The sequence below is a fragment of the Rubrivirga marina genome, from assembly GCF_002283365.1.
Classification (GTDB): Bacteria; Bacteroidota; Rhodothermia; order Rhodothermales; family Rubricoccaceae; genus Rubrivirga; species Rubrivirga marina.
In genome coordinates, this window is record NZ_MQWD01000001.1 from 2884167 (window position 1) to 2897802 (window position 13636).

The window sequence follows — 13636 nt, forward strand, 5'->3', positions numbered from 1 at the left end:
CTAGGAGCGATCGCCCCGGCGGCGGGCGCGGACGGCGGAGCGCGCGGCGAGCGTGAGGAGGCCGACGCCCACGGCCGGCTCGAGCGCGTCGGGCACCAGTCGGCTCGGGATCCCGACGAGGAGGCCGGCCCCGCAGAGCGCGGCGAAGGAGACGGCCCACCCCCGCCAGAACCGGACGGCCCGCGTCTGGCGGGGGGAGACGCCGCCGGCCACCATCCCCGGTGGCCGACGGGCTAGGCCGCGAGCGACGAGGCCCATCGGACCGTGAGGGCGTCGCGGAGGACGGCGGCCTCGCCCTGGACCTCGTCCACCCGGCTCTTGACCACATCGCCGATGGACACGACGCCGACGACGCGTCCGTCCTCGACCACGGGGAGGTGCCGGATCCGGCGGGCCGTCATCCGCGCCATCAGCGAGCGTACCCCGTCGCCGGACTCGCAGGTCTCGACGGGAGTCGACATCTCCAGTCGGACGGGCCGGGCCAGCGCCAACGCGCCGCTTTCCGCGACCGCACGGACGACATCGCGTTCGGACACAATGCCGACGAGGGCCTCGCCCTCCAGGACGAGGAGCGCGCCGACGTCGCGGAGTCGGAGCCGACGGGCGGCCTCGATGAGGGGGGCGTCGGGGGCCACCGAGTGGAGGACGGGGCGTTTCTGGCGGAGGATGTCGCGGGCGGTCATGGGCTGAGCGGGGAGGACTGGCCTCGTCGTTCCCAACCCCGTGCCAGACCGCGAAACCGATCCGGAGGGCCCCCGGGCGCCGCCACGTCGTGCGCCCTGCACCTCGGCGTCCCTCCCCGTTGCACCCTGCAACGCGCGCTCCGGCCGGACGAGCGCGTCCGTCAGCCCAGGCCGTACCGCTTCCGCTTGCGCCAGAGCGTGGCCTTGTCGATGCCGAGCACGCGCGCGGCCTCCTCGTAGTCCTTCGACCGGGCGAGCACGCGGACGATGTGCCGACGCTCGATCTCCTCCAGAGAGAGCGCGGCGTCGTCCGTCGGCCGGTCCGTGGAGCCCTCCGCCTCGCGGACCTCCTCGGGGAAGTGCCTGGGCTCGACCGGCCCGCCCTTGGCCAGGACGACGGCCCGCTCGACGGCGTTCTGGAGCTCCCGGACGTTGCCCGGCCAGCGGTAGGCCGCCAGCGCCGCGAGCGCGGCGTCGGACCACGACGGGACCGGCCGGCCGGCGGCCTCTGCGTAGCGGGCCCCGAGGTGCTCGGCCAGGAGCACCACGTCGCCCGGCCGGTCCCGGAGCGGGGGGAGCCGTACGCGGACGCCCGCGATCCGGTAGTAGAGGTCCTCCCGGAACGTCCCCTCACGCAGGGCCGCCTCGAGGTCCCGGTTCGTCGCGGCCACGACGCGGACGTCGGCCCGGCGCGGTGTGGCGTCGCCGACCCGCTCGTACTCGCCGGACTGGAGCACGCGCAGGAGCTTGACCTGGACCGGCGCCGGCACGTCGGCGACCTCGTCGAGGAAGAGGGTCCCGCCGTCGGCCCGCTCGAACCGGCCGGCCCGGTCGGCCTGGGCGCCGGTGAAGGCGCCGCGGACGTGCCCGAACAGCTCGCTCTCGACGAGCTCGGCCGGGAGCGCGGCGCAGTTGACGGCCACGAGCGGGCCGCGCCGGCCGCTCCGCTCGTGGACGAACTGGGCGACGAGTTCTTTCCCCGTCCCGCTCTCGCCCGTCACGAGCACCGGGAGCGCGCTCTCGGCCACGTCGGCCGCCAGGGCGAGGGCGTCGACGAGCCCGGAGTCCTGCGTCACGATGGGGCCCGCCTGCCGCTGGCGGCCCAACTCGGCGCGGAGTGCCCGGAGTTGGGACCGCAGCCGCCCGTGCTCGACGGCGCGCTCGACCATGACCCGGAGCGCGTCGACCTCGTACGGCTTCTGGAGAAAGTGGAAGGCCCCGGCCCGGACGGCCTCGACGGCCGCCTCGACGGTCCCGTGCGCCGTCACGATCACGACGGGCGTCTCGGGGGCCCGCTCCTGGAGCCCGTCGAGGACGGCCATCCCGTCGAGCGGGGCCATCCGGAGGTCGACGAGCGCGACGTCGAACCGCCCCGGGGCGACGGCATCGAGCGCGTCGTCGCCTCGAGCGAAGGCCTCGACGGCGCACCCGAACGAGTGCAGGGCGGCCCGGGTCGCGGCGCGGACGTGGGGCTCGTCGTCGACGAGGAGGACGGTCGCGGAGGGGGCGGTCATGGCGAGGGGGAGGGGACTGCGGGGATCGAAACGAAGAACCGCCCGCCGGGGCCGGGCTCGGCCCATGCCCGCCCGCCGTGGGCCTCGGCGACGCGGCGGACGATCGTGAGGCCGAGCCCGGCGCTCCCGGCGCGCGCGTCGTCAGGCGTCCCGAGTTGAACGAGCGGCTCGAACACCCGGTCCACGGCGTCGTCGGGGAGCCCCGGCCCGTCGTCCTCGACCGCGAGCCGGACGCCGCCGGGGGGCGCCTCGACGCGGACGACGACGCGGGACGCCGCGTGGCGGACGGCGTTGGCGGCGAGGTTCGAAAGCGCCATCGCCAGCCCGTCGGCGTCGCCCTCGACGATCGGTACGCCCGCCGCTTCGACGGCGACGTCGACGCCCCGCTCGGCCGCGACGAGCCGGACGCCCTCGGCCGCCGCGTGCGCGACCTCGGACAGGTCGACCGGGCCGACCGGTCGTCCGCCGACCTCGACCCGGGCGAGGTCGAGGAGCCGGGCCGTGAGCGCCTTCATCCGCTCGACGTCGCCTCGGACGATCTCGGCCAACTCGCGCTGGTCGTCCGACAGGGGGCCGACCGCGCCGCGGAGGAGGAGGTCGGCCGCCACGTGCATCGAGGTCAGGGGCGTGCGGAGCTCGTGGCTCACGGCGGCGAGGAACTCGCGACGCGCCACGTCGAGCGCTCGGAACGGCGTGACGTCGTCGAGGACGAGGACCGCGAGCCGGTCGGGCGAACTCCCGGTCGGTTCATCGGGCTCGGCGGGGACCGACACCTCGGTCCGGCGGAGCCGGAACGTCTGGTGGCCCACCTCGACGAGCGGGTCGGGACCGTCGGAGGGGCGGGCCGAGGCGAGGGCCGAGGCGACCTCGGCGAGCGGCCGGCCGGGGGCTCCGCCGCCGACGAGCGCCTCGGCCGCCTCGTTGACCAGGCGGACGCGGGCGTCGGGCCCCTCCGTCACCACGACCGGGCTCGGGATCGCGGCGACGAGCGACTCGGCCGTCCGCTTCTCGCGGAGGAGCGCCCGGACGTTCAGCGCCTCATACGCCTCGAGGCGCTCGGCCATCTCGTTGAACGCCCGCGCGAGGGCCCCGACCTCGCCGCCTGCGCCGGCCCCCACGCGCTGGCGGAAGTCGCCGCGCCCGACCTCGGCGACGCCGGCCGTGAGGTCGCGGAGAGGGCGGGTGATCCGCCGAGTCAGGAGCGCTCCGGCGACCCCCGACGCGACGACGGCGCAGGCGACGGCGAGCAGGAGGAGCCGCCGGGCCCGCTCTCCGGCCGCCTCGGCGCGCTGGGCGCGCTCCGTCGCCGCCCGCTCGTTGAGGACGAGGAGCCGGGCGCGAAGGCCGTCCACCCGCGCGGCCGACGCCTCCCCCTGGCGGTAGGCGTCGAACGAGGCCGCGAGCGTGTCGAGCAGGGCCGGCTCCTCCGGGAGCACGGCGGCCGTCCGGGCCTCGCCGAGCGCGTCGCGGAACGCGCGGTCCGCTCGCTCGGCCTCCCCGTCGTCGTCGCCGAGGCGGGCGGCCTCGGCCGCGTCGAGGGCCCGGCCCATCCGCTCGGCCGCGACCACGCTCCGCACGTTCTCGTCGAGCGTCTGGGTCACGGCCCCGCCGAGCCGCCCGAGGAGCGCCGCCGCGACCGCCCCGATCCCGACCGTGAGGAGGGTCAGGGCGAGGAAGCTCAGGGCGATCTGGACGGCGAGTCGGCGCACGGGCGGGCAGGTGGGGCCCGGAGGGTACGGCCGTTCACATCGTCAGGAACGCGCGGGCGGCGGCGATCAGGCCGAGCACGATGAGAAGGGTGAACGCCCAGAACCCGACGATGTCGCCGGGCCGGCCGCCCTTCGTGTCGGACGGGGGCCGCGGAGGCGTGACGAGGGGGGCGCCGGAGGTGGCGAGCGACGTCGGCCGTTCCTTCGGGGCCGGGGGGCGGGTGCGCGAGTGTGGAGTGCGAGGCATTGGGGAATCAGGCGAGGTGAACGAGGGTGACGGTCAGGAGGAACACGAGGAGGAGCACGGCGACCACGTCGGACGGCCGTGCGGGGAGCGGGGCGGCGGGGTCGGGCATGGCGGGCCGCGGCGGGTCAGGCCGGGAGCGGCGTGAGCGTCGGCGGCGCGCCTGGCGACGGGACCGCCAGTGGCGACGGGGGAGCGGCCCGCCGGGCATGCGGGCGACCGTAGAGCGCGTACACGACGAGCCCGACCGCGAGCCACACGCCGAACCGGACCCACGTCTGGGGCGGAAGCCCGAGCATGAGCCCGACGCACGACAGGATCGACAGCGCGGCGACCAGCCCGAGGGCCGGCACGCGGAACGGCCGCTCCGCCTCCGGCTGGGTCCGCCGGAGCCACCACACCCCGCCGGACACCAGCGCGAAAGCGAAGAGGGTCCCGATGTTGGTGAGCTCGGCCGCGGCCGAGATGTCGACGAGGCCGGCGCCGACCGCCACGAACGCGCCCGTAAGGACCGTCGCGAAGGCCGGGGTCCGGAACCGGGGGTGGACCCGCGCCATCCGCTCGGGCAGGAGTCCGTCCCGGCTCATCGCGAAGAGCACGCGCGTCTGGCCGAGCTGCATCACGAGGAGCACGCTCGCCATCGAGAGGACGGCCCCTACCGAGACGACGGCGGCGACGCCGCCCGCCCCGACCGCCCGGAGCGCGGCGGCGACAGGTTCGGCGTTCGCTAGGGCCGCCGTCGGGACCATCCCGGTGAGGACGGCGGCGACGGCCACGTACAGGACCGTGCAGACGAGGAGGCTCGCGAGGATCCCGATCGGCACGTCGCGCTGTGGGCGCTTCGCTTCCTCGGCCGTCGTGCTCACGGCGTCGAAGCCGATGTAGGCGAAGAACACGAGGGCCGCCCCCGTCAGCGTCCCACCGAAGCCATTGGGCGCGAACGGCGTCCAGTTCACGGGGTCCACGTGGCGGATGCCGACCCAGAGGAACAGCCCGATCATCGTCAGCTTGACCAGCACGAGGACGGCGTTGACGCGCGCGCTCTCGCTCGTCCCGAGGCACAGGAGCGCCGTGATGGCCAACACGACGAGGACCGCCGGCAGGTTGATCACGACCGGCATGCCAAGCACGTGCGGCGCCCCCGCCAGCACGTCGGGCGCGAGGCGCGCCGCCGTCATCGGGTCGGTCCCGAGCCACGCCGGGAGCGCGAGGCCGCCCAGGGCGAGGAGCCCCTGGAGGTACCCACTCCACCCGATGGCGACGGCCACATTGCCGACGCCGTACTCGAGGAGCAAGTCCCACCCGATGATCCACCCGACGAGCCGGCCGAACGCGGCCGTCGCGTACGTGTAAGCGCTGCCGGCGACGGGCATCATCGATGCGAACTCGGCGTAGCACAGCCCGGCCAGCCCGCAGGCCACGCCGGTCATCACGAACGAGATGATGAGGGACGGGCCCGCACCGACGTGCCCCGGCCCGCCGGCCGCGGCCGTGCCGGTCAGGACGAAGATGCCGGTCCCGATGATGGCCCCGACGCCCATGAGGGTCAGCTGAACGGGTCCGAGCGTGCGGCGGAGGGACGGGGGGGCGGGGGAGTGCATGACGGGGCGCAAGGATGGGCGGCCCGTGCCAAAGGGTGTGCCGGCCACCTCTCCCGCTCTCCCAGGCCGCTGCGGGGCGTCACCGGCCTGGACCTCGTGCAGCGTGCGTTCCCAGGCCGCGTCCCCGTTGCAGGGTGCAACGAGGTCCTGTGGCGGTGCGTCGAGCCGCGGAGGTGGGCTTTGGCACGACCCCGATCGGTGCCGGTGCCGGGCTCGGCCGCTTGCGCACGTCAGGCCAATACGCGGCAGATCCCCTTCCCGGCAGATCCGATTTCCTGCCGGTGAGGGGGGACTCCAGGCGGCTTGCCACGCCGCCGTCCTGCACGTCGTAGGGTCCGATCGGGTCGTGCTCCGAGCTCGCCGGGGGCACGCCGGTCAATCCAAGTGACCCACCCGGACGCGGGGCCGGCCTGGGGAAGTCGACCGGCCCCGCGAGGCCCAGGCGAAGCCGTCTGGCGCTCACCTGTGGCGGCGGCGTAGACCCGCGAGGTGGGCCGATCTAACCCCTAGAGGCCGAGGTACCGGTCCGGCCTCGTGGTCCGCGCGTCCCCTGCTCGGGGGCACCCAGCATGCCTCGCGAATCGTCCCTACCCGCACGTGTCGGACACGCGGACCCGCTCGACGACCGACGTCAGGACGCCCTGCGCATTGGCGGTGACGTGGAGGACGGCCTTGAGCCGGAAGTCCGGGGCGGCCCCCCGGCCGATCACCCGCGTCGACTGCGTGATGGTGTACGTCTGGCCCGCCGTCAGGTTGAGGGAGAGCGTCCCGTTCTCGTTCCCGCGGTACGTGTTGCCGAGGCTGCCCGTCCCCGTGACGTGGAGGGTGTAGTTGCTCGTCAAGTGGAGGCCGCCGCCCCGGTCCGCCCGGACGTGGTCGACGGACCTGGTGGTCCCACGTAAGACGACGACCTCGCCTGTGCAGAGGGTGAACCGCGTCCGCAGTGGGGTCTCGGTGACGGTGGCGGCATCGGCGGTGGCGGCCGTCTCGACGGCGTCGCAGCCGGGGAGGGCGGCCGCGGCCAGCAGGAGCGCGATGACGCAGAGGCCGTTGGCGAGGGGTCGTCTCAATGGAGCGATGGAGGTGGGCATTGAGGGGGAGGGAACGGTACGCCGCGCTGGGGGCCAGCGACACCCGGCCTTTCTCTGAGCCCGCTGAATGCGGCTCCAAGGCTGAATGCCGCTGCTTACCCCTGTCGCGGCGTTGGCCCTGCCGGGCACGGCGTCGAGGTGGGCTCCCCGGCGACCGAGTCGGCCTCGGGGACGGGGCCGAGCGGGGGGCGTAGGCGCGAGCGCGATTGGATCGGTTGCGTTTCCGAACGGGTCCGGGGGCCCGGTTCGGGATTCGGGCGTACTCAGAGGGCTCTCAGACCCTTGTCTGAGAGCCCTCTCTTGATTCAGGGGCCGAAGGCGGTCACCACGACGTGTCGCGGTACCGTGGTGTCCGCGGCAGATTGGGCAGGCAGGGAGTCTGCCGCTGAGGGAGCTCCGACGCGTTCGCCTGCTTCGGGAATCCGGTCAGCCCCCGTATCGGGCGTACCACACCTCTGCAGGGACCTTCTGGCCGTCGGCGAAGATCTGGACCCCGGCGGTGTCTCCGTTGCCAGAGACCCGGACGCGGTCGCCGTCGAAACTGGTGAACGACATGGACACTGGCTCGGGGTACATCGACAGCTGCTCCTCGAGGATCGACACGGCGACGCGCTCTCCCAACCGGACGGACTCCGAGTAGTCTGTGTAATAGTGGACGCCGGCCATGTTGCGTGCGATCGCGACGTTCGCCGCCAGCTTGTTGAGCTCTCCCTGGACCGTCAGCATCGGCGAGCCAGGGGCCGGCACGAGCTCGCCTCCCTCGTCCGCATTCCCGCTGAGGTCAGGGCGGAACGTCGGGACCAGCGCCGGGAGCGGCCACATGCGCTCCGCCCGCCCGTCATCGCCGTACATCTCGAAGAACGCCTTCAGCACCGTCACGCACGCTCCGGCGACCGTCGCGTGACCGGCCCCGTAGGCGGGGTGGGTCGGCGAGCCCTCCGGGAAGGCCATCGGGAGGAGGTAGTTCGTCGCGTCGGCGATGGCCGGCAGGCCCGCCGGGATCTCTCCGGCCGGCCGCGGCTTGATCCGCACGGCAGCGTTCGTGCTCGCGTTCTGGGCGGTGTTGTGAGCCGCGACGCGGCTGAGGATGTCCGCCGGAATCATGCTGTGGAGCCGGCCGATGGTGCTGCGGAGCGACTCGTCCGCGATGCGGTCGGGGTCGTTGGCGTGGAGCGTGAGCAGCCCGGCCACCGCCTCGGGGCGGGCGCGACGGTGGTGCATCCACTTCTGGCGCCACACGGCCTTCAACGCGCGCGTCGCCACCTCCGTCACCAGCGACAGGACGTGCGGACCACCAAACGAGGCGAAGGCCGACCGCGTCCGGCTGCTCGTCTCGGGGAGCCCCCGGTCCTTCGGGAAGAGCCGGCCCTCCGCGAGCATCAGGAGGCACGCCACCAAGTACGCCTGGTAGAGCGCGTCGTAGTGGACGTAGGTCGCGATGTCGCGGGGCGTCGTGAGGTACCGCCGGCGGTCGAGGAAGACGTCGAGGTTGTTGAAGTCGACTCCGTTCTGGCAGTCGAGCCAGCTCGCCCAGTTCGTCATGTAATCGATCCCGGGCTTGGCGACGATGGAGCGCTGGTCGATGACCTGCGTCCCGAACAGGACGAACCCATCGTTGGACCCGAAGTTGGCGCGCACGCCGCGGAATCCGGGGCCGGCGCCATTTCCCTGCGCTGGGGTGCCGTCGAGCGCCTGGAAGGTCGCCCTGTCGTTCCGGTTGCCCGCGATCATGAACTGCGAGAGCCACGGCCCCGTCTTCGAACCGGGAGTCGACCCGCGGAAGAGGTCGGCGCCACTCGTGATGCGGCCCCGCATCTCGTACCGCATCTGCTCCGCGTCCGTGTCCGCTTGGAAGCCGGGCCGGAAGTAGGGCATCGAGTCCAACGCGCTCACGACCGCGGCGACGCCTGGGCCGGTCCCGTCGGTGATCGCCGTGAACGGGACGTCCCGCAGCAGCGCCATGGCGTAGAGCTCGGCCATCTCGGCGGCCAACTCGGGCGTGTCCAACCGGGGCGCCGGCTGGAACCCGAGCGCGGCGGCGTCGGCGCCCTGGTTCTCGAAGACGTGCCCCGTGAACGGGCTCGTGAGCTTCCGGTAGCCGAGGCGGTCGCTCGGCGGGGCCGTCTCGTTGCCGGGCACAGTCAGGCGGATCGGATCCTCGGCCGTCCCCGCCCCGTGCCGGTTGGCCCCCATCGGCAACGTTTCGACGGCGCCGGTCTCTTGCCCCGTGAGCACCCGCACCATCGCGTGGTAGCTCGGCGGGTGGACCGCGCCGTTCACGTCGTGAGGGAGCCCTTTGTGGTAGTTGGCGGGGAAGCTCATCCCGTAGGCGGTCTCCTCTCCGTTGATGAGCGTGACGCCGTCGCCCCGGTGGTCGGCAAGCGGAGAGACGGCGTCGCGGCGGGCGCGGGCGGCGGCACGGCGGGCGCCACAGTCTGGAGCCGGGAGTCCAATCGAACGAGACATTGGAGTCGCCGATGAGGCGAGGTAGGGTCGTGGATGCTACGTACCACACTCGTTCTGCTTGGCACGATGGGCCGGACCAGTGGCCGTTAATTTTGAGAACTCGGGCGCCCAATTTTTTGTCACTCCGGCGGTTGCTCCCATGAGTAGTTGGCAGTGGTCGATTCAGATCCGGGCGGCAGGGACTACGCCGAGTGGACGAGTCCGCTTGGGCGGGCGGTGGAGGGGCTCGCGAGTGGGCCCGTCACGTCGTGGCCGAGGTCGCTGCGAGGACCGCTGAGGCGGGGCGGACCCTCGGCCCGACGTGGGCGTGCCACACCCCACACGATGTAGAGAGACCTGACGTCATGGCTGAATACGACCCGGCCCGAGGCCTTGGAAGGGAGGGGCCACCATCTGACACGGACGACCTGGGGAGCTCCTGGGGCACGCTCGGCGATGTCCCTGACGGGTGGGCCTTCGCCGAGATGGTCGTCGACACGGTCCGCGAAGGGCTCCTCGTCCTCGGCCGCGACCTCCGCGTCGTCGCGGCGAACGAGTCGTTCTACCGGACGTTCGGGGGCGCGGCCGAGGAGACCGTCGGCCGCCCCGTCTACGACCTCGGCGACGGCCCGTGGGACACTCCCGAGTTCAGGGGGCTCCTGGAGGACGTCCTCCCCCGCGACGGGAAGTTCGACGGCTACGAGGTCGACCACGAGTTCGAGCGGTTCGGGCGCCGTGTTGTGGTCCTCAACGGCCGCCGACTCCGCGACCCCGAGCTCGTCCTCCTCGCCATCGAGGACGCCACCGAACTCCGGACGGCCGAGCGCGCGTTGAGCGCGAGCGAGGAGCGGTTCGAGCTGTTCGCCGAGAACGCCCGGGAGTACGCCGTGATCGGGATGGACGCCGAGGGCCGAATCACGACGTGGAGCCCGAGCGCCGAGCGGATCCTGGGGTGGACGCGGGCGGAGGCGGTCGGCCGTTCCGGCGCCATTTTCTTCACCGAGGCGGACCGGGAGGCCGGCGCCGTCGAGCGCGAACGGGACCAGGCCCGGAGGGACGGGTCGGCGCTCGACGAGCGGTGGCACGTCCGGAAGGACGGGAGTCGGTTCTGGGGGACCGGGGTGATGATCGCGCTTCAGGACGGGGACCTCCGGGGCTACGCGAAGGTCCTCCGCGACAACACGCAGCGGAGGGCGGCCGAGGACGCGCTACGGGCGAGCGAGCGGACGGCCCAGGCCCGGCTCGACGAACTCGAGGCCGTCTACGCGACGGCCCCGGTCGGGCTTTGCGTCCTCGACCGGGACTTCCGGTACGTCCGGATCAACCAGCACCTCGCCGAGATCAACGGGCTCCCCGTCGAGGCCCACCTCGGCCGGACCATTTTCGAGGTCGTCCCCGACCTGGCCGACGAAGCTGCGGGCGTCCTCCGCCAGATCTTCGAGACGGGCGACCCGGTCCTCGGCATCGAGATCACCGGGGAGACGGCAGCCGCGCCGGGCGTCGAGCGGACGTGGGTCGAGAACTGGCTCCCGCTCCGGGACAGAGACGGCCACGTCGTCGGGGTCAACGTCGTGGCCGAGGACGTGACCGAACGACGCCGGGCCGAGCAGGAGCTCCGCGAAGCCGAGGGGCGGTTCCGTGCCTACGCCGACGCCGCCCCCGCCATCCTTTGGGTCACCGACCCCGACGGCCGGGCCACGTTTCTCAGCCGGGATTGGTACGACTACACCGGGCAGGCCGAGGGGGAGGCCCTCGGGTACGGATGGCTCGACGCCGTCCACCCCGACGACCGGGGGCCCGCCCGCGCCGCGTTCCTCGACGCCAACGAGCGGCAGGTGCCGTTCCGGCTCGACTACCGCCTCCGCCGTCACGACGGCGTCTACCGATGGGCCCTCGACGCGGGGCGTCCCCTCGACGAGGACGGATTCGGGGGGTTCGTCGGGTCCGTCATCGACATCGACGACAGGCGGCGGGCCGAGGACGACGTCCGCGAGCTCAACCGGACCCTGGAGGAGCGGGTCGAGGATCGGACGGCCCAGGTCCGCTCGCTCTCGCGGGCGCTCACGCTGGCCGAGCACGAGGAGCGCCGGCGGCTCGCGCAGGTCCTTCACGACGACCTCCAGCAGGTCCTCCACGGCGCCCAGATTCAAGCCGCCGTCGGGAACGTCGAGCGCGTCGAGACCCTGCTCGGCGAGGCGATCCAGACGGCCCGGTCGCTCTCGCACGAGCTGGCCCCGCCGATCCTGAGGGGCCGGCGGCTCGACGAGCTCCTCGCGTGGGTGGCCGAGCGGGAGCGGGCCCTCTACGGGCTCGAGGTCGAGCACGATGGGGGGACTGTGGAGGTGCCCGAGGAAGAGGTCCGGATCCTCCTGTACCAACTCCTCCGCGAGCTCCTGCTCAATGTGGCCAAGCACGCCGGCGTCCCGGCCGCGCGGGTGACGGCCGAGCAGGTGGACTCGGGGGTCCGGGTCGTCATCGAGGACGAGGGGGCGGGGTTCGACGTGGCCGTGACGCCGGGCGGGCTTGGGCTCGCGAGCGTGCGGGAGCGCCTGGAGGCGGTCGGCGGGCGGTTGACCGTGGAGTCGGCCCCGGGCGAGGGGACGCGGGTCTCCCTCGATGTGCCCGTGGACGAGTAGGCCGCCGCCCTCTGGGGACGGACGGAACCGACCCCGTCCGCCTCGGTGACGAGGCGGGCCGACCGGCCGACTACCAGAACGCCCCGACGAGGGCGGCCGTCGCCGCCACGAGCGCGAGGGCGTAGGCCCGGTAGTCGGTCCGCCAGGACCCACCGCCGGCGGCATCGGGCCGGGCCAGCGCGGGCGTCCAGACGGCCGCGACGGCCTCCGGCGGTGGGGGCCGCGTCGCGAGGCTGGTGGCCACGAGCGCGACGGCGCTGCCACAGAACACGAGCGCGGCGACGTACAGGAAGTGGAGCTCGACCGGCACGGCCAGCAGCGACAGCGCGAGGACGAGCCCGACGCCGAGGCCGGCCGCCGCGCCGGCTGACGTCGCCCGCCGCCACAGCGCGCCGAACAGGAAGCACGCGGCGATGGGCGGGGTCGCGTAGGCGAGGACCGTCTGGAGGTACTGCCACAGCGACGGGAACCGGCCGATCTGGGGTGCCCACAGCATCCCGAGCCCGAGCACGAGGACCGTCGTGACGCGGCCGATCCGGACGAGCGCCCGCCCGGAGATGTCGGGTCGGAGCCGTCGGGCGAAGTCCATCGTCACGAGCGTCGCCGCGGCGTTCAGCGTCGAGTCGAGGCTCGACATGAGCGCGGCCAGGAGCGCCACGAGCACGGCCCCTCGGACGCCCACCGGGAGCACGTCCACCAAGAGCGTCGGGAAGGCGAGGTCGGGCCGGGCGAGGTCGGGGTAGAGGGCCCTCGCGTAGAGGCCCGGCAGGACGATGACGAACAGGATAGGCAGCTTGAGCGCGCCGGCGAAGAGCGCGCCGCGACGGCCCTCGTCGAGCGTCCGTGCGCCGAGCGCCCGCTGCACCACGTACTGGTTCGCGCACCAGTAGTAGATGCCGAGGAGTGGGATGCCGGTCACGAGACCGAGCCATGGGAGGGCCGGGTCGTCGAGCGGCTGGATGAGGTGGCGCGAGGCCTCGGGCGTCGCCGCGACGACCTCCGCCCACGTCGTCTGGCCCATCACCATCGCCGCGACGGCTGTGGCCCCCGCCAGCAGGACGACGGCCTGCGCGGCGTCAGTGTACACCACGGCCTTCAGCCCGCCGACGGCGGTGTAGAGTCCCGTGACGGCGCCCACCCCCACGATGGCCGCCCACATCGGCACGTCGGGGAACAGGAGCTGGACCACGAGCGCCGCCCCGTACAACGCCCCTGCCGACTCGAGGAACACGCTCATCACGACGGCGAGGCCCGAGACCACCAGCCGGATCCGGCCGTCGAACCGCTGTTCGAGGTACTCCGGCAGCGTGAACACCCGCGCCCGGAGGTAGAGCGGGAGGAACACGACGACGAACACGAGGAGCGCTACGACCGCGGACCACTCGTAGTTGAACACCGAGATCCCCGACCGGTACGCGTCGCCGGTGAGCCCGATGAACGACGAGCTCGAGATGTTGCTCGCGAACAGCGACGCCCCGATGAGCGGCCAGCCCAGCGAGCGCCCGGCCAGGAAGTAGTCCTCCTCCGTCGACTGACGACGGGCCGCCCAGAGCCCGAGGAGCAGGATCCCCACGAGGTACGCGGCCATGACGAGGACGTCGGCGGTCGCGAGCCGAATGGGCGGCATGAACGGAGGAGCGAGGCGCGGGCTGGGCGCCCCAGATTACACCATCTGCTCCGCCATCGTCGGCCCCACGTCGTGCCCGAGGCGGG

10 protein-coding genes are annotated in these 13636 nt (G+C 73.4%); 1 reads left to right on the plus strand and 9 read right to left on the minus strand.

All coding sequences use genetic code 11. The features are described from left to right. From BSZ37_RS22035 to BSZ37_RS12085, 8 genes are all read right to left on the minus strand, one after another. Complete coding sequence (locus tag BSZ37_RS22035) at nucleotides 1-258, minus strand: hypothetical protein (protein ID WP_179299605.1); 258 nt, start codon at nucleotides 256-258, stop codon at nucleotides 1-3. Further along, nucleotides 234-683, minus strand: a complete 450-nt coding sequence (locus BSZ37_RS12055; RefSeq protein WP_095510782.1) for a CBS domain-containing protein — start codon at nucleotides 681-683, stop codon at nucleotides 234-236. The genes BSZ37_RS22035 and BSZ37_RS12055 overlap by 25 nt, the downstream gene beginning before the upstream one ends. A 161-nt stretch (nucleotides 684-844) precedes the next feature. After that, nucleotides 845-2197, minus strand: coding sequence for a sigma-54-dependent transcriptional regulator (locus BSZ37_RS12060; protein WP_179299606.1), 1353 nt, complete (start codon nucleotides 2195-2197; stop codon nucleotides 845-847). Then, a complete protein-coding gene (locus BSZ37_RS12065; RefSeq protein ID WP_095510784.1) occupies nucleotides 2194-3906 on the minus strand; it encodes an ATP-binding protein in 1713 nt (570 codons plus the stop codon). Before BSZ37_RS12065 ends, BSZ37_RS12060 begins: the two co-directional genes overlap by 4 nt. A 34-nt stretch (nucleotides 3907-3940) precedes the next feature. Next, on the minus strand, nucleotides 3941-4153 hold the full coding sequence (locus tag BSZ37_RS12070) for a hypothetical protein (RefSeq protein ID WP_095510785.1): 213 nt from the start codon (nucleotides 4151-4153) through the stop codon (nucleotides 3941-3943). Between the two features lie 125 nt (nucleotides 4154-4278). Next, nucleotides 4279-5751, minus strand: a complete 1473-nt coding sequence (locus tag BSZ37_RS12075) for an amino acid permease (protein ID WP_095510786.1) — start codon at nucleotides 5749-5751, stop codon at nucleotides 4279-4281. 587 nt (nucleotides 5752-6338) lie between these two features. Next, nucleotides 6339-6821: a hypothetical protein gene (locus BSZ37_RS12080; protein ID WP_095510787.1), complete on the minus strand. Its 483-nt coding sequence runs from the start codon at nucleotides 6819-6821 to the stop codon at nucleotides 6339-6341. 447 nt (nucleotides 6822-7268) lie between these two features. After that, nucleotides 7269-9308 (minus strand): vanadium-dependent haloperoxidase, encoded by a 2040-nt coding sequence (locus tag BSZ37_RS12085; protein ID WP_095510788.1) that lies wholly within the window; start codon nucleotides 9306-9308, stop codon nucleotides 7269-7271. Nucleotides 9309-9652: 344 nt separating this feature from the next. On the opposite strand from BSZ37_RS12085, the gene BSZ37_RS12090 reads away from it, so the two are divergent. After that, entirely contained in the window at nucleotides 9653-11923 is a 2271-nt protein-coding gene (locus BSZ37_RS12090; protein ID WP_095510789.1) for a PAS domain-containing sensor histidine kinase, read from the plus strand. A gap of 70 nt (nucleotides 11924-11993) precedes the next feature. On the opposite strand, the gene BSZ37_RS12095 is transcribed toward BSZ37_RS12090, so the two are convergent. After that, nucleotides 11994-13550, minus strand: coding sequence for a sodium:solute symporter family transporter (locus BSZ37_RS12095; RefSeq protein WP_095510790.1), 1557 nt, complete (start codon nucleotides 13548-13550; stop codon nucleotides 11994-11996). Between the last annotated feature and the right edge of the window lie 86 nt (nucleotides 13551-13636).

Excerpts from the sequence above, each read along its gene's own strand:
- BSZ37_RS22035 (WP_179299605.1), bottom strand. The coding sequence starts at position 258 with ATGGGCCTCGTCGCTCGCGGCCTAGCCCGTCGGCCACCGGGGATGGTG.
- BSZ37_RS12055 (WP_095510782.1), bottom strand. The coding sequence starts at position 683 with ATGACCGCCCGCGACATCCTCCGCCAGAAACGCCCCGTCCTCCACTCG.
- BSZ37_RS12060 (WP_179299606.1), bottom strand. The coding sequence starts at position 2,197 with ATGACCGCCCCCTCCGCGACCGTCCTCCTCGTCGACGACGAGCCCCAC.
- BSZ37_RS12070 (WP_095510785.1), bottom strand. The coding sequence starts at position 4,153 with ATGCCTCGCACTCCACACTCGCGCACCCGCCCCCCGGCCCCGAAGGAA.
- BSZ37_RS12075 (WP_095510786.1), bottom strand. The coding sequence starts at position 5,751 with ATGCACTCCCCCGCCCCCCCGTCCCTCCGCCGCACGCTCGGACCCGTT.
- BSZ37_RS12085 (WP_095510788.1), bottom strand. The coding sequence starts at position 9,308 with ATGTCTCGTTCGATTGGACTCCCGGCTCCAGACTGTGGCGCCCGCCGT.
- BSZ37_RS12090 (WP_095510789.1), top strand. The coding sequence starts at position 9,653 with ATGGCTGAATACGACCCGGCCCGAGGCCTTGGAAGGGAGGGGCCACCA.
- BSZ37_RS12095 (WP_095510790.1), bottom strand. The coding sequence starts at position 13,550 with ATGCCGCCCATTCGGCTCGCGACCGCCGACGTCCTCGTCATGGCCGCG.